Origin of the sequence: Streptomyces sp. NPDC002130 (genome assembly GCF_040296465.1) — a bacterium.
In the GTDB taxonomy this organism is placed as follows: domain Bacteria; phylum Actinomycetota; class Actinomycetes; order Streptomycetales; family Streptomycetaceae; genus Streptomyces.
Genome location: NZ_JBEOXI010000044.1, coordinates 1 through 19,030, shown reverse-complemented (window position 1 = coordinate 19,030; position 19,030 = coordinate 1). Strand labels below are relative to the sequence as shown.

General features: G+C 68.9%; 22 protein-coding genes. 8 read left to right on the top strand and 14 right to left on the bottom strand.

Annotation, left to right across the window (positions count from 1 at the left end):
• Positions 1-170: 170 nt before the first annotated feature.
• A complete protein-coding gene (locus ABT116_RS11265) occupies positions 171-686 on the bottom strand; it encodes a hypothetical protein (RefSeq protein WP_351630964.1) in 516 nt (171 codons plus the stop codon).
• A gap of 194 nt (positions 687-880) precedes the next feature.
• Here ABT116_RS11265 and ABT116_RS11260 point away from each other — a divergent pair, with 194 nt between their 5' ends.
• Positions 881-1,225: an ANTAR domain-containing protein gene (locus ABT116_RS11260; RefSeq protein ID WP_351630961.1), complete on the top strand. Its 345-nt coding sequence runs from the start codon at positions 881-883 to the stop codon at positions 1,223-1,225.
• On the opposite strand, the gene ABT116_RS11255 is transcribed toward ABT116_RS11260, so the two are convergent.
• Entirely contained in the window at positions 1,222-1,701 is a 480-nt protein-coding gene (locus ABT116_RS11255) for an ATP-binding protein (RefSeq protein WP_351630958.1), read from the bottom strand. The two genes, ABT116_RS11260 and ABT116_RS11255, sit on opposite strands and share 4 nt — an antisense overlap.
• A 148-nt stretch (positions 1,702-1,849) precedes the next feature.
• Here ABT116_RS11255 and ABT116_RS11250 point away from each other — a divergent pair, with 148 nt between their 5' ends.
• Positions 1,850-2,236, top strand: coding sequence for an STAS domain-containing protein (locus tag ABT116_RS11250; protein WP_351630956.1), 387 nt, complete (start codon positions 1,850-1,852; stop codon positions 2,234-2,236).
• A gap of 11 nt (positions 2,237-2,247) precedes the next feature.
• Here ABT116_RS11250 and ABT116_RS11245 read toward each other — a convergent pair whose 3' ends face one another.
• Positions 2,248-2,865 (bottom strand): hypothetical protein, encoded by a 618-nt coding sequence (locus ABT116_RS11245; RefSeq protein ID WP_351630953.1) that lies wholly within the window; start codon positions 2,863-2,865, stop codon positions 2,248-2,250.
• Positions 2,866-3,079: 214 nt separating this feature from the next.
• Here ABT116_RS11245 and ABT116_RS11240 point away from each other — a divergent pair, with 214 nt between their 5' ends.
• Positions 3,080-4,129 (top strand): YihY/virulence factor BrkB family protein, encoded by a 1,050-nt coding sequence (locus ABT116_RS11240; RefSeq protein WP_351630951.1) that lies wholly within the window; start codon positions 3,080-3,082, stop codon positions 4,127-4,129.
• 155 nt (positions 4,130-4,284) lie between these two features.
• The gene (locus ABT116_RS11235; protein ID WP_351630948.1) at positions 4,285-4,737 is read left to right on the top strand and encodes a phosphatase PAP2 family protein; all 453 of its coding nucleotides are present in this window, start codon (positions 4,285-4,287) and stop codon (positions 4,735-4,737) included.
• 159 nt (positions 4,738-4,896) lie between these two features.
• On the opposite strand, the gene ABT116_RS11230 is transcribed toward ABT116_RS11235, so the two are convergent.
• Positions 4,897-5,052: a DUF6131 family protein gene (locus tag ABT116_RS11230; RefSeq protein WP_279542761.1), complete on the bottom strand. Its 156-nt coding sequence runs from the start codon at positions 5,050-5,052 to the stop codon at positions 4,897-4,899.
• A 126-nt stretch (positions 5,053-5,178) separates the two neighbouring features.
• Positions 5,179-5,397 carry a DUF8691 family protein gene (locus ABT116_RS11225; protein WP_351630945.1) on the bottom strand — a complete coding sequence of 73 codons (219 nt, stop codon included), beginning with the start codon at positions 5,395-5,397 and terminating at the stop codon, positions 5,179-5,181.
• Between the two features lie 136 nt (positions 5,398-5,533).
• Here ABT116_RS11225 and ABT116_RS11220 point away from each other — a divergent pair, with 136 nt between their 5' ends.
• Positions 5,534-6,046: a MarR family winged helix-turn-helix transcriptional regulator gene (locus tag ABT116_RS11220; protein ID WP_351630943.1), complete on the top strand. Its 513-nt coding sequence runs from the start codon at positions 5,534-5,536 to the stop codon at positions 6,044-6,046.
• Between the two features lie 54 nt (positions 6,047-6,100).
• Here the strand turns inward: ABT116_RS11220 and ABT116_RS11215 are convergent, their stop codons facing one another.
• From ABT116_RS11215 to ABT116_RS11190, 6 genes are all read right to left on the bottom strand, one after another.
• Positions 6,101-7,309: a PP2C family protein-serine/threonine phosphatase gene (locus ABT116_RS11215; RefSeq protein WP_351630941.1), complete on the bottom strand. Its 1,209-nt coding sequence runs from the start codon at positions 7,307-7,309 to the stop codon at positions 6,101-6,103.
• Between the two features lie 149 nt (positions 7,310-7,458).
• On the bottom strand, positions 7,459-9,171 hold the full coding sequence (locus ABT116_RS11210) for a PP2C family protein-serine/threonine phosphatase (RefSeq protein WP_351630939.1): 1,713 nt from the start codon (positions 9,169-9,171) through the stop codon (positions 7,459-7,461).
• Between the two features lie 243 nt (positions 9,172-9,414).
• A complete protein-coding gene (locus ABT116_RS11205) occupies positions 9,415-9,849 on the bottom strand; it encodes an anti-sigma regulatory factor (protein WP_351630938.1) in 435 nt (144 codons plus the stop codon).
• Positions 9,833-10,258 (bottom strand): STAS domain-containing protein, encoded by a 426-nt coding sequence (locus tag ABT116_RS11200; RefSeq protein WP_351630935.1) that lies wholly within the window; start codon positions 10,256-10,258, stop codon positions 9,833-9,835. The genes ABT116_RS11205 and ABT116_RS11200 overlap by 17 nt, the downstream gene beginning before the upstream one ends.
• Positions 10,255-11,151, bottom strand: coding sequence for an STAS domain-containing protein (locus ABT116_RS11195; RefSeq protein WP_351630933.1), 897 nt, complete (start codon positions 11,149-11,151; stop codon positions 10,255-10,257). The genes ABT116_RS11200 and ABT116_RS11195 overlap by 4 nt, the downstream gene beginning before the upstream one ends.
• 133 nt (positions 11,152-11,284) lie before the next feature.
• A complete protein-coding gene (locus ABT116_RS11190; protein WP_351630930.1) occupies positions 11,285-12,433 on the bottom strand; it encodes a PP2C family protein-serine/threonine phosphatase in 1,149 nt (382 codons plus the stop codon).
• Positions 12,434-12,593: 160 nt separating this feature from the next.
• Between ABT116_RS11190 and ABT116_RS11185 the strand changes: the two genes are divergently transcribed.
• Entirely contained in the window at positions 12,594-13,079 is a 486-nt protein-coding gene (locus tag ABT116_RS11185; RefSeq protein ID WP_351630927.1) for a MarR family transcriptional regulator, read from the top strand.
• Between the two features lie 603 nt (positions 13,080-13,682).
• On the opposite strand, the gene ABT116_RS11180 is transcribed toward ABT116_RS11185, so the two are convergent.
• Positions 13,683-14,420 carry a hypothetical protein gene (locus ABT116_RS11180; protein ID WP_351630924.1) on the bottom strand — a complete coding sequence of 246 codons (738 nt, stop codon included), beginning with the start codon at positions 14,418-14,420 and terminating at the stop codon, positions 13,683-13,685.
• A gap of 188 nt (positions 14,421-14,608) precedes the next feature.
• Positions 14,609-15,483, bottom strand: a protein-coding gene (locus ABT116_RS11175; protein ID WP_502983853.1) for an IS5 family transposase whose coding sequence is annotated in 2 segments (ribosomal slippage) — positions 14,609-15,126 and positions 15,126-15,483 — 876 coding nt in all. Because the reading frame shifts where the segments join, the coding sequence is not laid out codon by codon here.
• Between the two features lie 307 nt (positions 15,484-15,790).
• Between ABT116_RS11175 and ABT116_RS11170 the strand changes: the two genes are divergently transcribed.
• Both ABT116_RS11170 and ABT116_RS11165 read left to right on the top strand, forming a co-directional pair.
• Positions 15,791-16,048 (top strand): hypothetical protein, encoded by a 258-nt coding sequence (locus ABT116_RS11170; RefSeq protein WP_351630920.1) that lies wholly within the window; start codon positions 15,791-15,793, stop codon positions 16,046-16,048.
• A 303-nt stretch (positions 16,049-16,351) separates the two neighbouring features.
• Positions 16,352-18,205, top strand: a complete 1,854-nt coding sequence (locus ABT116_RS11165; protein WP_351630917.1) for a DUF6528 family protein — start codon at positions 16,352-16,354, stop codon at positions 18,203-18,205.
• Between the two features lie 196 nt (positions 18,206-18,401).
• On the opposite strand, the gene ABT116_RS11160 is transcribed toward ABT116_RS11165, so the two are convergent.
• Entirely contained in the window at positions 18,402-18,821 is a 420-nt protein-coding gene (locus ABT116_RS11160; protein WP_351630914.1) for a DUF4259 domain-containing protein, read from the bottom strand.
• Positions 18,822-19,030 lie beyond the last annotated feature (209 nt).

The following is a 19,030-nucleotide window of genomic DNA, read 5'->3' as shown; positions in this document are numbered from 1 at the left end:
CGTCGACGGGCGGCACCGAAAGCGCGGTCAGCCCATCCCCTTCGCCTCGGATGCCCTGCCACCCGTCCTCCATGCCGGTTCCGCCGTGCGGCGCGGTGATGTACGTCAAGCACGCCATCGCGGCCTGAGAGGGTGCCTTCTCCACCGCGCGTGACCGGTGAGCGTGGGGGTCAGCCGCTGGCGAGTATCGGGCCGGCCGGGGCAGCGAGTGTCTGGTGAGCGTGGGGGCAGGGCGTGGCAGAAGTGGTTGTGGGAATGCGCATCCGGCGCAGGAGATCACGGGTGGTGCGTTTGCGCAGTGTGCTGCACCAGGTCAGTCCCGGGTGGCGGGATTGTAGGTGTGACAGCGCACGGGTGCCCAGGCCGGTGCTGTGGAAGCGCTCGTCGATGGCGACGGTGGTGATGACGCCCTGGGCGCAGTCAGTGCAGATCTGGTAGCGGATCTGGCCGACGACCTGGCGGGTGTGCACGAGGAGCAGGCATTCGTCGCCCGGGCCGGGGTCGTCCGGGATGTGCGTGGACAGGAAATCGATGGCCCGGTAGGCGAGGACGCGGCGGCGTAGGCGGCCGGTGCGCCGGCCTCGGCGTGAGTGCTTGGCGCCGTCGGGACCGGGCGGCGATGTCTCGGCTGTGGAGGCCTGGCCGATGAGGCTGCTGCTGGTGGGACGCGCATGTTGTCCGTGCATGACGTCTCGGGTGCCCGAACAGCCGACGGCTACCCGTTTCAGCGCGCCGGGCACCCCGCCCGGGCACCCAGCGCCGCGGTGTCCCCCGGAGAGCTACTGCCGGGGGACTCCCGGGTAGTGACGTGCTCAGGTCGAAGGCAACCGGGGCAGGCGTGTGGGGGTGCCCCGGTCCGCTGTCTTTCTCGGTGATCGCCATGTCCTCATCGGCCCGTCCCCATCCGCGGTCCACGCGTTCGTCGGCCGACGAACTAGCGGCGGAGCTGGAGGGGGTGCGGGCGGAGAACAGGCAACTGCAGCAGGCGCTCGCCTCGCATGCCGTCGTCGACCAGGCCGTCGGCGTCCTGACGGTCCTGGGGCAGATTCCCCCGGGCGACGGCTTCACGGTGCTGCGGGAGGTCTCCCAGCACACCAACGTCAAACTGGTCCAGGTCGCTGAAGAGGTCCTCGAGCACGGCCAGGGCGCGGCGCTGCTCGATGTCCTTGTCGGGGAAGTACACGCAGCGCTGGCCCGCCAGGCGGGGGCGGCCGCGTCGTTCTAGATGGGCCGGCGTCCGGTGACGGCTCCGCCGGGGTCGTCCAGGAGGGCGATGCGGGCGGTGATCCGTTTGCCGACCGGCTCGCGCTGCGCCTCGAAGCCCTGGGCGACGGCCATGACGATCTCCAGGCCGTGCTGTCCCACCCGCCCGGCATCCGCGGCCCGGGCCACCGGCAGCACCGGATCGCAGTCCCACACCACCACCTCGACCGCGTCGCCGGCGATGCGCAGATCCATCAGCACCGGTCCCGGCGCGTACTTGCGGGCGTTGGTGACCAGCTCGCTGACCACCAGCTGGGTGAGGTCCATGGCGCGCTGCGAGACGGGCAGGCCGTGCTCGGCCTGGACGCGGGTGAGGAAGTCCGCGGCGAGGTGGCGGGCGTGGGCGATGCACGTGCCGTCGCCTTCCAGGGCCACCGTGGTCTGTATGGCCTGCTCATCCGGGGCCGCGCTGTCCTCACCCACCGGCACTGGTTCCATCGCGGCCCGCCTCTGATACCCCGTTCACACCCCCGCGCGTACCCGCGCATGCGTGGTACACGCTTTACGCCCTCGATGGGAAGGCATTACCCGCACTGTGCAGGGCAGCACTGCAGGTGGAAGGTCTTGGTGTGCCAGTATCACCGACATGGCAGAAGGGCACATGACCGACCCCGAACGAGCTGAGCAGGCACCGCGGCCGGTCGGGCTGTCGGTTCTGTCCACCGCCACTGACGGCGTCCGCGTGCTGACCCTGGCCGGTGAGATCGACCGTGACACCGGCGATCGGCTCAGGCAGGCCCTGAACGTCTCCGACACCGCCCGGCGCCGCATCGTGGTGGACATGCGACAGGTCACCTTCATGGACTCCACCGGCATCAACATCCTCATCGCCGCCTACCAAGCCGTCACCGCGGCAGGCGGCTGGATACGCCTGGCCGGCCCCGCCGGATCAGTGATGCGCACCCTGCAGATCGTCGGCGTTGACGACGTCATCGACTGCCGAGCCGACCTGCGTGAGGCACTCGGACCCTGAAAACCGGGTAGTCAGTGCTGCATCCAGCGCCAGTCCGGCATCGGCGGCATGTGCGGCGTGGGGGGCATGTGCGGCGCCCGGCTCATGGCCCGCTGCCACATTCCCCGGGCCTGCTCCTCGGGGCGCTGCTGTTCTCCGTGCAGCGCATTGAGAATGAGCAGGCCGCCGGTCAGGGCCGGGACGGTCCACTGCAGGAAGCCGAGCTGCCGCTGAGCCTTCTCCGTGTCGACGGGGTGCTCCCGGGCCTTTTCGGTGTCTTCCGGGTCTCTGGAGGACACCAGCTCGATCTTCTTGCCCAGCACCCGGCTGTAGGCGGTGGCGGCCAGGGCGGCTCCGGTCAGAACCGTCTTGGCCACGGTGGAGGCGGCCACTCCCTGCTGGGTGGCAACCCGTGCCGCGTTCGCCCCGAGCAGGCCGCTGCTGCCGACCAGATGAGTTCCGATCGCCGCGGCGTTCACCGGCGCCCACTTCGCCCAGCCGGAGCTGGCGATCCGTGCGGTGCCTGTCTGCGTTCCGCCCTCGGCTCGTGCCGCGCCGTTGACGCCCACTGCGCCCATCAAGGAGCCGCCGAACCATGCGGCCAGTCCAAGGTCGTGCAGGCTGCGCAGGACGGTGTTGCGTTGCGACATCTCGGGGCTTCCCTTCGGTGGACGGCGAGACCAGCAGCGCATGGGCACTGCGTCCGTCCACTGTTGCCCGCCCCGTGACAGGCCGCACCTCGGGTGCTGACGAATGAAGCTGGGCAGCATCCTCGACGGTGGCGGCCCCTCCCTGGATTGTCGGCCGGATGTACAGGGGCGGCCGGGGGCGTAAGACCATGGCCGCGGGGTTACTCGGCCGGGTATGGCAAAGCTGCATCTTCCAGGGCGAAAAGACCACCACCGCAGTGACGGGGTGCTGGCGCCGGAGGAGGTTGGGCCGGGGCCTGAGGTCGAGCGGCGGGCACCGGACACGCCGACCAAGCTGCCCAAAGCATCGTGGGGCAAGGTCCTCAAAGGCACCCTGAAGGAGTTCAAGGACGACGAGCTGACCGACCGCGCCGCGGCCCTGACGTACTACGGGATCCTCTCGCTGTTCCCCGCGCTGCTGGCGCTGGTTTCCCTGCTGGGCCTCGCCGGTAAGTCCGCCACCGACACGGTGCTGAACAACCTCCAGCAGTTCGCCCCCGGCTCGGCCCGCAACATCATCACCGGGGCCGTTCAGCAGTTGCAGGGCAACGCCGGCATCGGCTCGATCATGGCGATCGTCGGCCTGGTGCTGGCGATCTGGTCGGCGTCCGGTTACGTGGCGGCGTTCATCCGCACCTCCAACGCCGTCTACGACATGCCCGAGGGCCGCCCGGTGTGGAAGGTCCTGCCCGTGCGGGTCGGGGTCACCATCGTGCTGATGGTGCTGGCCGTGATCAGCGCGCTGATCGTCGTCTTCACCGGCTCCCTGGCCCGCCAGGCCGGGCAGGCGCTCGGGATCGGGGACACCGCGCTGACGGTGTGGTCGATCGCCAAGTGGCCGGTGCTGGTGCTTTTGGTCACGGTCATGATCGCGATTCTGTACGGGGCGAGCCCCAACGCGAAGGTGAAGGGATTCAGGTGGGTCACGCCGGGCAGCTTCCTGGCCCTGCTGATCTGGATGATCGCCTCCGCCGGGTTCGCGTTCTACGTCGCCAACTTCGCCTCGTACAACAAGACCTACGGCACGATGGCCGGCGTCATCGTCTTCCTGGTCTGGCTGTGGATCACCAACCTGGCCATTCTGCTGGGCCTGGAGTTCGACGCGGAATCCGTACGGCAGCGGGCCATCGCCGGCGGACATCCGCCCGAGGCCGAGCCGTACACCCAGCCGCGCGACACCCGCAAATGGGACGAGGAAGACCGGCGCCGCCTGGACGAGACCTGACCGCGTCGCAGCGCCGCAGCGGCGTCTGGCATGGCCGGTGATCTTCCTACCCGCAGGCTATGAGCTTCCTGGCAGGGATCCGTGAGACAGACCGGAGTCTGACCAAGCGGCTCGCTGCCAGTGCCTCACCCGGCCTTCACCGGACGCTGTCAGCGGTGGAGGAGACGGCAGAGGGAACCAAGCTGTGGTGCGGCGCCGCGATGATGATGGTGTGGCTGGGCGGCTGGCGCGGCCGCAAGGCCGCCGCCGCGGGCCTGGCCGCGGTGGCCGTGGCGCAGCTGGTCTCCAACGGAGTGTGCAAGCAGCTGGCCGGCCGGCCCCGGCCCCCGAAGCAGTGGTTCCCGCACGACGAGGTCGAGGACCGTCCCGACTCCTCCTCCTTCCCCTCCGGGCACACCGCCGCCGCGGTCGCCTTCACCACCGCCATCACCCCCGCCTGGCCGCTGGCCGGTGCCGCGTGCGCGGTGCCGGCCGCCATGGTGGCCATCGAACGCGTGCAAAGCGGCGCCCACTACCCCAGTGACGTCGCCGCCGGCGCCGCCATCGGGCTGGCCAGCGCCTGGCTCACCCGCCGCGCCCCACAGCTGATCCTGCGCCATTGGCCCTAGCGGTTCCTTCGGGGCACTCTCGTGCACACCGTGCGGCCTGCGGACAATGACCGGTCGATGGCCGCGGCCTGCCGGGCGTGGGGATCTGGCACACGGCCAGGCGAAGGCGCGTGCGTCAGCATGCACGGATGACGGTGCAGTCCTGCCTGTTGAGGCAGGTCACCAGTAGTGGCGGCGGCCGGCGACCGCGTGTCCCATGGAACCCATGATCCACAGCACGGCGCCGATGACCGCGAGGATGATCCCGATCGTCCACAGGATCGATATGCCGGTGATGAATCCGACGACCAGCAGGATGATGCCGAGGAGGAGCATGACCGCCTCCGGTGCGAAGTAGTGCTGCTTTCACTGTGGACCCCGGGGATGCGCTGGGGAAGTGCCGGTGTTCACGTATTCCAGGCTCGCAGGCGTGATCGTGGCACCTGCGTGCCATGGGCGGGATCAATACGGCAGCGGCCGCATTTGCGTGACCAGCAGCCCCGGCATGCGGAAGCGGGCCAGCAGGCCGAACAGCTGCGCCTCATCGATGACGGTGCCGTAGAAGACCGTCTTGTCCGCCAGCATCACGGAGTCCAGCTCGGGGAGCGTCTCCGCAGCGTTCTCCGGGACCGGTCCGCGGACCCGGAACTCGTACTGCATGGGCTCCTCCGCTTCAGGCATGCCCCATGGTGATGCCCCGCCCGGACTTCCTGATCGGCGGACGGCTGCGCTCGCTGCTTGCTCCGCGACTCTTCGGGTACAGCGATTAGATGAGCGGGATACCCGCTGCGCGGCAGTTACTGAAAGAGACACGTTCGTGACCCACCCCGGCGGCCCCGGCGATGATGATGCGGCGGGACCGTGTGATGGCCCTGAAGCCGTCGCACGGGCGATCGCTGATGCGGTGGAGAGCCTGACGAGTCTTTGGTCGCTGGCTGCTCAGGGAGCAGCGGTGCGGTTGTCGTTGCATCAGTTGCGGGCGTTGCGTGCCGTGGAGACGGCGCCGGATCTGAATCTCACTGCTTTGGCCGAGCGCCTGGAGGTAGGGCTTCCCACTGCCAGCCGTCTGTGTGATCGGCTGGAGGCGGCAGGCCTGCTGGAACGGGCTTTGCACCCTCACAGTCGCCGGGAGGTGCGGCTGACCGTCACCACGCAGGGCCGGCACGTCCTGGACGATGTGGCAGCGCGGCGCTCACAGGCCCTTGCGGTGGCTCTGGCGGCGATGGAACCCGCTGAGCTGATGCTTCTCAGTAAGGGGATGAGAGCGTTCCTCGCTGGTCAGGATCCTGTACGGCGCAGTGGCTCCTGGCGGGGATCACCACCTGCATGAGGCGAGACGTTCCAGCCCGTTTCGTGGGCCTCCGAGATTGAGGCGTGGTGGCGTTCATGCTTCGGGGCTGGGGTGGTGTGCGGCCTTGATGCCGCGGCCCTTCCAGTCGAGGCAGACGACGGCGGCGTCGGCGGTGAGGTCTTTGCTGCCGAAGTGTGTGATCAGTGCGGAGACCACGGAGCGTGCGGCTTCGTGCGGGGGTGCCAGTCGTGTGGCGCTGAGGGTTTGCCGCAGGGCGCGTTCTCCGAAGAGTCCGCCGTCCGCGGAGCGGGCGCCGTGCACGCCGGTGCTGACCACGATGAGGCGGTCGCCGGGCTCGATCCGGAACGTCTGCTCCTCGTAGGGGGTCTCTTCGAACATGCCGAGCGGGAGCTGGGCTTCCAGTTCGATCTGCTCGATGGTGGAGCCGCGCTGGCGGTAGAGCTGGGGAGATCCGGCGTCGACGGCGTGGACGGTGCCGGTGTCGAGGGCGAAGTGCAGGAGCAGGGTGGAGGCGTAGACCTTGCCGCCGTACTGGGCGTAGATGGCCTGGTCGGCCAGGCATGCCTGGTCGGTGAGGCTGATGCCGGCCCGGCGGGCGTTGCGCAGGGCGCCGACGGCCAGGCTCGTGAGCAAGGAGGCGTCGATGCCTTGGCCCATGCCGTCGGTGACGGTGATCGTGAGGTGGTCGGCGCTGGTGGACCAGTCGAAGTTGTCTCCTCCGATGGCGTAGGCGGGCTCGAGGTGGGCTCCGACGGTGTACTCCTGGCGGGCGCAGCCGCGGCCCGGGAGCAGTTGCCACTGCATCTCGGCGGCGAGGGTGAGACGGCGGGTACGGCGGGCCCGCAGGTACAGGTCGGTGTCGCGGCCGGCGGTGGCGACTTCGTGGGCGAGCGCGGTGGCGAAGTCGCCGAGTCGGAGCACCATGGTGGGGTCTACGGCGTTGGTGGGCATGCGGACGCAGAGCACTCCCAGCCGGTCGCCTCGCACGGTCAGGGGCAGGTGCACCACCTGGGAGGTTGGATCGCGGGTGACCTCGACGACCGGCATCTGGCTGACGAAGGCGCGCCCGGCGGGACCGTCGTGGGCGGGGACGGGTTCGCCGGTGTTGGGCAGGTGGGTGACCGGCTGCAGGACGGCCAGCCCGTAGTCGGCCAGCAGCAGCGTCACTTCCTGGGCTCCGACCCCGTCTGTCAGCAGACGGTGGGCTGTGGCGACCAGGAGGTGGGGCGGAGCGGCGCGCAGCAGGCTTTCTGCGGACGCGGCCGGTTCAGAGGTGTTCATGGCTTCCGCCTCTCCGCTGGTGGTTCCACGCTATCGCGGTTCGCCCCTGCGGTAGATCGATCGAAGTGCACAAAAGGACGGCTGCCGACGGGTCTGCCTGGACGGCTGCCGACGGGTCTGTCTGGTAGCTGTCGATGGGGCGGCAGGCGTCAGGTTCGGCCGCACAGCAGCAGGCAGACGTCGTCGTCGCGTTCGGAGTCGTGGAGCAAGGGTTTCAGTAGAGACTCGGCCGCCGCGTTCAGATCGTTTTCCGCTTCGGCTGTGCTCAGCGCGGCCATGGCCTGGCTGAGCCGGTGGATGCCGGGGTCGATGCCCTGTGCGCGGCGTTCGACCAGCCCGTCGGTGTACAGGGCGAGGGTCGAGCCGGGCGGGAGGACGACGGTGTGGTCCTGGTACTCGCAGGGCAGGGGAACGCCCAGCATGACCCCTGGCTTGTCATCCAGGATCCGGACGCTGCCCGCGGGGTCGCGCACGAGGGCGGGAGGGTGCCCGGCAGCGGCCCACAGGACGGTCGGGTCGCCGGGGCGGAAGCAGGCGATCACGGCGGTCGCGTACAGCTCGTGTTGCTGGTCGCGGACCAGGCGGTGCAGGCGGGTGAGGATGCCGGCCGGGGTGTCGCTTTCGATGGCGTAGGCGCGCAGCGCGGTGCGCAGTTGTCCCATCATGACGGCCGCGCGCAGGCCGTGGCCGGTGACGTCGCCGACGGCGGCAAGCAGGCTGCCGTCGGGCTGGACGAAGGCGTCGTACCAGTCGCCGCCGATGTTGAGGCCGTGTGTGGCGGGCAGGTATCGGGCTGCCAGGCGCACATCGGGGGTGGTGGGCAGCTCGGTGAGCTGGGCGCGTTGGAGGGTTTCGGCTGTGTCCCGGTGCTGTGCGTAGCGGCGGGCGTTGTCCAGGGCGATGCCGGTGCGGCGGGCCAGCTCGATGAGCATGATCGCTTCGTCTGGATCGAATCGGGTGCCGGTGGCGGTGAGGGTGAGTACGCCCAGGAGGTCGCGGCCAAGGAGCGGAACACTCAGCAGGGGATGTTCGCGTTCCAGGACTGAGGGGGGCAGGTCGTCGACGCCGGGCAGGTGGCCGGGGTGGGCTGCGGCGTGCTGAGGCCGGCCGGTGCGGGCGGCGGCCACGGCGGCGGCCGGCCGGTGAGCGTGGTGCGTGGTGGGGTCGTCGTCGAACAGCCAGACATCCACATGGCGGGCGTAGCGGGGGATGAGGAGTTCGGGCAGTCGGCGCAGGATGTCCTCGTGGTGCAGGGATGCGGTGACGGCGTCGCTGGCGTCGGCGAGGAAGGTCAGCAGGCGCCGCGCGTTCTCCGCCTGTGCCCGTGCGGCCTGTTCGGCCGCCAGCAGGTCGCGTTGGCTGCGGTCGGCGGCGTCCAGTTCGGCGTGGAGAGCCAGGACGCCTTGGTTGGTGTGGTGGAGTTCGTCGCGGTGGGAGCAAACCAGTGCTTCTTGTGCGTCCAGGCGGTCAAGGAGCTCGGCGGTGTCTTCGTCTGCGGCCAGAAGCGCCTCGGCGATCTTTGCGGGGTCTGGCTGTGCCGGGGCGGTGGTGTCCGCCTGTGGGGGGTGGGGGCAGGCGATCGAGAGCCGCCAGGTTCGAGGGTCGCGCGGTGCGGGGTGGGCCGGGCGAATGATGGCTTCGATTCGGCCGTGCCCGTCGGTGCTGGTGTCTGTGCGGAGGCTGAGTTCCCAGGTTCCGCCGTGCTTGAGGCACTGGCGTAGTTTCCCGGCGACCGCCGTCAGGAAGCGGGCGCGATCGATCAGGGGCACACCGGCTGCGGTGGTGAGCCGGGCCGCTGCCGTGCGTGCGTGGGCTGCGTCGGTGGTTGTGGTGATCGTCCAGTGGTCAGGGACGGTGTTCATGGGTGCCTGTCCAGCGGTCGGGGGCCGGTACGGCCACGCTGGTGTCATCACGCAGCGGGCGGGCTGCGCTGCCGGCGTCGCGCACGGTGGCCGCGGCCCTCACCGCAGGATCGCGACGAAGGAGTCCGGTGTCCTGTGGCGGCGTCCAGCGGCCGGGTGGGCCGTCGCTGTGCGCGGCCTCGGCCGCCACGCGGACATCTCGCACGCGTGTGGAGTCGTGCACCGGTATGTTCCCCGCTCTGCTCATCCGTGCTCCGCCCGGGGATGGGGCATGGCGGTGGCCCAGGCGGTGATGGTGATGGTGGTGCCCTGGCCGGGGTGGCTGTCGATATGGAAGTCCTGGACCAGGCGTTTGGCCCCGCTCAGGCCCAGCCCCAGGCCGTTGCCGGTGGTGAAGCCGTCGGTCATCGCTTGCTCGATGTCGCGGATGCCGGGGCCGGAGTCGGTGAAGGTCAGGCGCAGCCCGTGCTGCAGCGTGGTCATCTCGAGTTGGCCGCCGCCTCCGTGGATGAGAGTGTTGCGGGCCAGTTCGCTGGCCGCGGTGATCAGCTTGGTCTGCTGCACCAGGGTGAAGCCGCCTTCGGCCGCCATCTGCCGCACCTTTTGCCGCGCCCACGCCAGATCGATGTCCGAGCCGATCGGCAACCTCGTTGTGCCCGTGTCAGAGGAGGTCTGCATGCTGCGCCCTCCGGATAGGCGGCGGGTCGGTGGAGGGGCTGTGGTCGAGCAGGGCCAGAGCCCGCTCGACGTTCAGGGCGGTGACCAGGCCGGGCAGGGCGAGGCCCAGCTCGACCAGTGTGATCGCGACTGCGGGGCGCATGCCGGCCAGGACGGTCCGGGCTGCCATCAACCGGGCGCTGGAAGCGATCTCGGCCAGTACGCGCCCCAGGAACGAGTCGACGATGTCCACGCCGGAGATGTCGATCACGACCCCCGTCACCGGGCTGTGGGCGATACGGGCGGTGATGTCGTACTGGAGCTGCTCGGCCGTGCCGTCGCGCAGCTCCCCCTGAAGGGTGACCAGAAGGGTCTTGCCGAGGACCAGCACAGGCACCCGGGAGGTGTGGCCCTGCCCCAAGCCGGTCACGGCAGGCTCACGGCCGGCGTTCCGGGAGCCACCGCGATGCCCTGCTGGCGCAACGCGTGCGCCAGGGCGTCGGCCAGCGAGGATCGGGTCACCACGGTCCCGAGGTCGATGCCGAGATGGACGATGGTCTGCGCGATCGCAGGCCGGATGCCGGAGACGATGCACTCGGCGCCCATCAGCCGCGCCGCCGCCACCGTCTTCATCAGGTGCTGGGCGACCAGCGAGTCGACCGTGGGCACGCCGGTGATGTCGAGGATGGCGTACCGGGCGCGCTCGGCGACGATCGCGTCCAGCAGGCTCTCCATGACCACCTGGCTGCGCGCGCTGTCCAATGTGCCGATCAGCGGCACGGCGACGATGCCCTCCCAGAGCTTGATGACCGGGGTGGCCACTTCCAGCAGTTGCTGGCGTTGCCGTTCGATGAGCTCCTGGCCCTGGCTGAGCATGGTCTCCATCACCACCAGGCGCAGCGTGCCCATCAGCAAGGTGAGAGCCAGCACGCATTTTTGTGCTTGGTCGTCGTCCGGATCGTCGAACTCTTCCTGGAGAAGCGTTACGGCAGGCCGGCGCAGCTCTGCGACCTCGCCTGCCACCTGCGACGGAGTGGAACCGGTGCGGGCCCGGGAGGCCGCCATCCGGCCCAGTTGCTCGCGCACCGTCTGGAAGCCGGGGGCCGTGATGTCGTCCGGCCGGCCGGAGGTGGCCACCTCGGCAAGGGCCTCGATCACGGCCTTGCACGCCTCCACCACCTCGTCCCGGGACACGGTGAACACGGTGCGGAAGAGGGCTGCGTCGGCCCAGCGCTGGGCGATCTGCTCCTGCCTGAGCTGGAGGAACTCGCTCACCTTGCGCGCTGCCAGCTCCGAGGCCGCGTCGTGCTCCGACACCTGCATCTTCTCCTTGTACAACCCTTGGGCCCGCCGGACGGCCGGCCATCAGGCAATTGTTGTCATATGGCAAACATTAGCGCTGGAGATGCGGCGCAAACAATGGCCGATCGCACGGCAGCGGCCCGGCGGGACGTTTTCACCGGCCGCGCCAGTCCAGGCACATCACCAGGGCGTCGTCATCCGGGGCGGGCTGGCCGCGGTGGCCGGTCAGTTCGCGCAGGATGGCCCTGGGCACCTCGGCCGCCGGCAGCAGCCGGGTCGACTGGATCGCCCGGCTCAGGGCGGCGTCCCCGTAGGCCTCGCCGCGCGGTGAGGCGACGGCGTACACCCCGTCGCTGACGAAGACCAGCCGGTCCCCGGGTTCGACGTGGAAGTCCTGGGCCACGTAGTCGGTCTCCTCGAACATCCCCAGCGGCAGCTGGGCCTCGAAGGTGATCCGCTCCACGGTGCCGCCGCGCAGGCGCAGCAGCTGCGGCGAGCCGGCGTCCACCACCCGGGCGTTCCCGGTGGCCAGGTCGAAGTCGAACATCAAAACCGACAGGTAGCAGCGGCCCTGGTAGTGCGCGAACACGGCCTGGTCGGCCAGGGCGGCCTGGTCGTCGATGGAGATGCCCGCGCGCCGGGCGTTGCGCAGGGCGTTGATGGCCAGGTTGGTCAGCAGGGAGGCCTCTATGCCCTCGCCCATGCCGTTGGTGACGTAGAGCATGAGCCGGTCCGATGTCGCCGACCAGTCGAAGTTGTCGCCGAAGATCGCGTAGGCCGGTTCCAGCTGCGCGCCCAGCTCGTACTCGGGGCTGGCGCAGGAGCGGCCGGGCAGCAGCTGCCACTGCATCTCGGCGGCCAGGGTGAGCCGGTCCTTGCGCCGGGCCTGGAGGTAGAGGTCGGTGTCCCGCTCGGCCACGGTCACCTCGTGCCCCAGCACCTCGGCGATGTCGGCCAGCTCCGCCAGGCAGTCCTCGACCTGGTCGCAGGCCAGCGTCACCGACAGCACCCCCAGACGGTCGCCCCGCACGCTGACGGGCAGGTGGGCCCGCGCAAGAGGACTGCCCGAAGCGGGTTCGACGAAGGGTTCCTGGGCGGCGAACGCCCGGCCGGCCGGGCTGTTGTGGATCGACACCGGTTCCATGGTGTGCGGGAGCACGGACACCGGCTGCAGCACCGTCAGTCCGTAGTCGGCCATGAACAGCTCGACGGTTTCGGCCGTGTACTGCTCGGCGAGAACGCCGCGCACAGCGGTGAGCAATTCGTGGGGAGCCGCTGTACGCAGTGCACGCTCAGCGGCCACATATCTGTTCACGATGGTCGATACACCAATCTATCGCCGGACGGCCACGGACGCCGCCCACATGACGGAGCCGCCCGATCGGCCGTGCCGGTATCCCAAGTCATCTCTGGTCCCAGCGTGCGCCGAGTACGCTGACAGTCTTCCCAGTGCCTGCGAGAGTGTGACCGTGACTGCCTTCCGCCCCCGCCTAGAGCCGAACGAGGTCGCCCGCGTGACTGCCACGGCCGCGGAGCTGCTGGAAGTCCTGTGGGGCCGGGCCTCGACGGCGCCGGCCTCCGCGTCGCAGATGCGCGTGCTGTTCATCCTCGAACACCACGAGCGGATCAACCTGCGCACCCTCGCTTCCCTCCTCGCCTCCACCCCGCCCTCGACCAGCCGGCTGTGCGACCGGCTCCAGGCCGCCGGTCTGATCGAGCGCGACGTCAGCCGGACGGACAGACGCGAGGTGCGCCTGCGCCTCAGCAGCCGGGGCAGGGCCCTCCTTGCGGGTTTGCGGGTCCGCAGGGAAAAGACGCTCCAGGATGTCCTCGACCAGATGTCCCCAGCCGACCGACTCGCACTGATGCACGGGCTGGAGGCGTTCTGCGCGGTGGCGACGGCACAGATACACGACGACGACGCCGAAACCGGCAGCCAGACCGCCTGAACAGCGCGGCACGACGCCGACCTCCGAGAAACCAATCCCTGCCACTCGCGCACGGAGCGGCCTCCGCACACATTGCCGTCCCTTCCCGCGCACGTCTGACACGGCTACTTTGTTGCCTCATGGCCATAGTTGTCAAACGACAACTGTTGATCCGTGTGTGACCCGAACTCGCCTGAGCTGCGACTACCGCCAATCGCCCACCCTCGAAGAGCCACCGGCCCAAACCGACGACCACCACCTCCACAACGCGAAGGCACGAGGGCACAAGGGGCACACCACACACCGCACCATGACGCCTGCCACGCCGTTACACCCACCGCTCCACAGCACCAGAGAGTGAGCAAGCGCGCGAGCCCGCCGCCGCCTCCCACGACACACGGCCGCCCACACGGCAGCCGAACACGACAACGGCGCAGCCCACCAGCGGCCGCTCACATCCCCGGACCAGCCACGCAACAGCCTCCCCAAGAGAGACCCCCCGCAACTCACGGCCTCAAGCAACTAGGGCCTGTTGCCAAAGTCTCGGCATCGCCTGCGGCTGTAGGCCACGGCCACGGCCACGGCCACGGCCACGGCCACGGCCACAGGGAGTGTCTCCGTCTCCTATTGCGGTCTCATGAGGTCCAGGTCCTCGCCCCATGCATCCAGTACCTCGCTGTGTCCGGCCTCTCGGGCCGCCGCCTCGACAAGGGCGAACAGATGCCGCTGCAGGGATGGGTCGCCTGTTGCCGAGATATGGTCCACGGCACGGAGCAACACGTCGGTGTCCCAGCCCGGCAGCGGATGTCGGGCAAGCTCCCACTCCAGGTACTTGTTGTAGGGGCGGGGGCGGCGGTCGATGGCGAAGAGCAGCTCGAGCAGGAACCCGATGCTGTCGGCGGCGTCCAGGCGAGCGGCCAGGGCCTGGCCGTCCCGGTGGTTTTTGATGGAGCGGTAGAGCGAGTTGGCGTAGGCGTCGAGCCAGCCACTGGCGTTTTGGAATGCTTCATCCGCATCCAGGCGTGCCTTGTCGGCGAGGATCCGGGCGATGCCTCCATCGAGCCGGTCGAGCACGACGTGGGCTCGGGCGAGGGCGTAGCGTTCAAAGCCGGGCATTCCGGTTGTGCGGAACTCGGTGAGGGAGATGATGACGAGGTCCAGCTCGGTGGTGCGGTGGCCGGCGAATCGGGTGAGATCGGTCGTGGCGTCGTCGGCCAGGACCACGTACAGATCGTGGTCGGAGTGCCGAGTGATCATGCCGTCGTGGGCTCGGGAGCCTTTGAGGACGAGGCCGACGACGGCTGGGTCGGCGGCGGCGAGTTCGACGAGTGCGTCGTAGGTGAGAGGCTGCTGAGCAGTCATGGCGTAGATCTCCGCTGGAGTGATGACGGGTATGCCTGCTGGGGCGGCCCCTTGTTCGAGAGGCGCCCTGCACCGTCTGCGGCTGCACAGTGCCGCCGCCCGGGAGATCAACGCACATCCGGACCCTACCTCCGGCCGGGCCGTGGGGCAGGGCATTCGGGGAGACTTCAGCACGCCGGCCCCCTTGGTCACAGCCACTCGTTGAGGACTGCGACCAGCACGGTCGCCTCGTATCGGACTGCGAGCTTGTCGTACCTCGTGCCCACAGCCCGGTGACGCTTAAGGCGATTGATCCCACACTCGACAGCATGCCGCTCGCGGTAGTCGGTGTTGTCGAACTTCGGAGGCCGACCGCCCCGGGAGCCGAGCTTGTGGCGGTTGCGGACCCGGTCTGCCGGGACCGGTATGGTCGCTTTGATCCCGCGTCTGCGCAGGTAAGCCCGGTTGCTGCGGGAGTCGTACGCCTTATCGGCCCGCACCCGGTCCGGTCGCCGACGAGGCCGTCCAGGGCCGAGTCGGGGCACCCGGATCGCGTCTAGGACCGGCTCGAATTGCGGGGAATCGCCCCGCTGACCGGCCGTGATCACGATCGACAGCGGCTTCTGTCCCTGCTCGACGGAGAGGTGGATCTTTGTGGTTAGCCCACCCCGGGAGCGTCCGAGACCATGGTCCGCCGGTTCGACGGCGATGCCGCCGGGCGGCTCCTTCTGCAGGTCCCGTTTTTCGACGCCCCGGCGGCGTGCTGGTGAGCCCGGCAGACGGTGGAGTCGACGTTCACCTCCCACGTGATCAGACCCGTCGCGTCGGCCTGGGCTTGGAGTTGGGTAACGATCCGCGTCCACGTACCGTCCCGCTGCCACCGCCGGAACAAGTCGTACACCCGGTCCCAGGGCCCATAACGTTCTGGCACATCACGCCAAGGGGCGCCGGTCCGGGTCCGCCACCGTATGCCGTCTATCAGCTGCCGCCGCGTCCACAGCGGCGGACGGCCCGGCTTGATGCCCTTCGGCAGCCACGGCTCCAGCCGGGCCCACTGATCGTTCGTCAGATCACCACGTCCCACAGGCCGTGATCATTAACGACTAAGATCCACTTTCGCAACAGACCCTAGTCGCCCTGCCCACCGACATCGTCAACACCCGGCGGTTCCTCACCCGCCAGGGGCGGCTGAAAAGGCTAACTGTTGAACTCCCATGTGCCCCAGGCAGCACTGACCAGCGGCGGGCCGGTCCGACTTCGATGGCGACGACATCGCCGAACCGGCGCGGCCGCCGTTGAGCGCGGTCGCAGGCCCGGGAGATGAGGGGCGGGCTGCGCGAGACGTGATGTCCGGCGCTCCGTGGCGGTGCTTCGCCGTCCGGGTACGCGACGTGCAAGCCACCCGTGTCTGGACACCCCTCGGTCACCTGAGCTGGGAGGCGTACTGTGACGCGGAGTTCGGCATCAGCCGCGCGCAGGCGTACCGGCTCCTTGTCGCCCGCGCCTTGGCCGCGATTCACGGTGCCGTCGACGCCGGCACCGAGACGTCTCGCACGCGAGGCACCTGCCCGGCCGCGCTCGACTACGGCCTGTCCCAGCGCGCCCTCATCGCCGTCTCCGGCCGAACTGGCGATGTCGCGAAGCTCTGATCTACCCGCCGATTCGCCACGCTCGCCCACATCGGCCTCCTGGGGGCCGATGAGCCGGCGGTGCGCGCGGTGGTCCGCCAGGCCGTCCGTGACGTCTGCACCGCCCCCTGGCCGGTGGGCGGGGGTTGAGTGTTCGAGTCGTACAACCATCTGAACGGCCGGCCTGTCACACAGCCGGAATCGGGCGGATCCGCCGTCCGTGCTCGCGGAGCTCGGAATGTACAAGAAGGTGGCACATAGGTGCGTCGTCATACAACGCGGGGTCTAGGGCAGCGGCTTCTGACGATGGGGAGCGGACTGGCGATGGCAGCTGCTTTGCTCATCGCTCCTTCGTCAGCAGCCGCGGCCGCGGCCTCAGACGCGGACGGGAAGACCCCACGTCCTGTCTGGTCGTCGGTCCATTCGCCCAAGGCGCAGTCCGGTCCGCGGAACCTCATCAAGCGGCTTGCGGACACGTACGTCAGCAGCACTCACCAGACAGACCATTCGCAGGGAGCATTCCTGCACGTCGGTACGCCGGACAACGGCGCCACGAAGTACCGCAGCTTCCTGCGCTTCGACACCTCCAAACTGACCGGGGCGAAGATCTCCAAGGCGTATCTCCGGGTGTACAACGCGTTCGTCTCTGACTGCAACGCGCAGGCCTGGATGGGCGTGTACCGGGTCACCGAACCCTGGGACCAGAGCACGATCAACTGGTCCAACCAGCCGACTGTGGCAACCCAGGGGGCCGTCGGCACGTGGTTCGGCAAGTTCGGGCACCCAAGCTGTGAGGACCAGCCGAACGACCGTCTGCCGCACCTTTCCGACGGCATCGAGTACATCGACGTCACGGAGATGGTGCAGGACTGGGTCCGACCGGACACGACCACGCCCAACTACGGGATCCGGCTCAGCGCCGCCGAGACCGGCACCTCGGGGTACAAGGACTTCTGCTCCATGAACCCGAAGGCGGCCGGTGCGGACCGGGCCTGTGACCGGGCGTACTTCACACCGACCCTCGAGGTCGAGTTCAACGCGGGCGCCACTCCGCTCATCGCCGGGACCGAGTATGGCCCGCCATATGCGAGCGGCTACCCGGCGGCCGAGGAAGCACTGGAGTTCCTCGACTCGAAGTCCCCCTCGGTGTGGCCGGCGTCGAAGCCGTATCAGCGGTGGCTGCCGGATGCCTACCACGGGGTGAATGACGCGAGCCTGAAGGGCGGGGCGTGGAAGGGCGGCACCTCGCACAAGCTCCGGCCGGGCGGCGTGTACGGAGACCAGGTGCTGGTGACGGGCGATGGTGGCAGTGGCTTCATCGGGGTGATCCCGTACCCGCAGTTGTCGGGCTACCACTGGGCGATCAACGTCAACTCGCCCTGGCCGGACGGAACGGACCAGGTGACGGGCGATCTGCACGGCGTGGAGTTGCTGCCCGACGGCAATGTCGCGGCGGCCTTCGCCAACCGCAAGGGCGGTTACATCGCGCTCTACACCAGGGCTCAGGGCACGGCCACGGGCAGTTGGAGCAACAGCCCCAAGCAGCGAATTCTGCTCGGGCAGGCCCACGAACTGACGTACGACCCCGACGGCGGCTATCTGTGGGCGCTCGGCGGCAAGGAGCTTCGCAGGTACACCTACGTGAACGGCGCGCTCGACACCCGCGCCGGCAACGTGAAGGTGTTCCCCCTCCCCAAGCAGGAGCCGTCGGGCGACGCGTGGGGGCACGACCTCACCCCGGTGTACGGCAACTCCGACCGGCTGTGGGTCGCCGCGAACGGCGGTATCGCCCAGTTCTCCAAGAGCGGGCAGGCCGTGTGCAACCTGGGGACAGCCAGTGGCCGCTGGCCCACCCTGGCCCGGGCGAACGAGATCGAGAACGGGACGAAGCACTGGTGCACGGACTATCCGCACGAGGACAGGATCAACGTGCAGCCGATGGTCAAGAGCATCGGCAACGACCCGGTGACCGGCAAGGTGGCCACCACGTGCGCGGACTCCTGCGAGCTGGCCAACACCCACTACGAGAAAGACGCGAACGGCAATGAGGTGCTGAAGCGGGACTATCACACCTCATGGATCGAGATCGTCGGATCAGACGGCGTCCGGAGCGCGTTCCGGTGGTCTGAGCACAGCAAGCATTACAAGGCCACGTGGGGGGCGCCGGCGTACCGGTGAGGCAAGGGACGGGGATGCCTCGGGAAGGGCCGGTTCCGGTCACGGCCTGTCAGCGCCGAACCCGCGGCATCCCCAGTCCTGTCCAGGAGACCTCTCGCTGGATCTTGGCCAGAAGAAGTAGGCACAGCCGCTGACACTCAACCCGAACGAAACTCGATCCCGCAACAGGGGCTCTGGTCCAATTCGTGTGGCGCGGTCACTGCTCGTGACCAATCGGTCCCAGGGCTTCCGCGATCCGTTGGACTTCGTGGCGCCACTGAGCGGCGTCGGCACTGTCCACCCAGCCGGTCAGCAGTTCCGATCCGTCTTGGAGTACACATCGCAGAGCGAGCACGGCTGACGAGCGGAGAGCCAGCGGAAGCTGCGGCAGAGGTTCTCTGGGTCCGTCATCAGGGTCGATCACAATCCCGCTGCCCGGGATTGTGCTGGCAACGAGAGCCGCGGCGGCCACCGCTTCGGTGCCGGTGCCGCCGTCCACGCGTGCTCCGGAATCCGTGACTCGCTGGAATGCTCGCTCGAGCACTTCGATGACCTTCTGAGAAGTCAGTCCCTCGAGTTCATCGACGAAGTCGGCAGCGAGATCGCTGTCGAATGGGCCTGTTCCCCACGTTCCCATGCACGGCTCCTGGTATCGCTCTCGCGGACGAAGCCAGCATTCCAGCAGACACTACTGAGCTTTTTCAGCGTGGCCACTGATCGGGTGAGGGGATCGGTCCCCACAACGGACAAGGCTCCCGTGCCGTTGGAGGAGGTGTTCTACGTCTCAACCCACCGGCGCGGGAGCCTCGTTGGTTGCCTATCCTGCCGCACTCGACCTGCCTCACG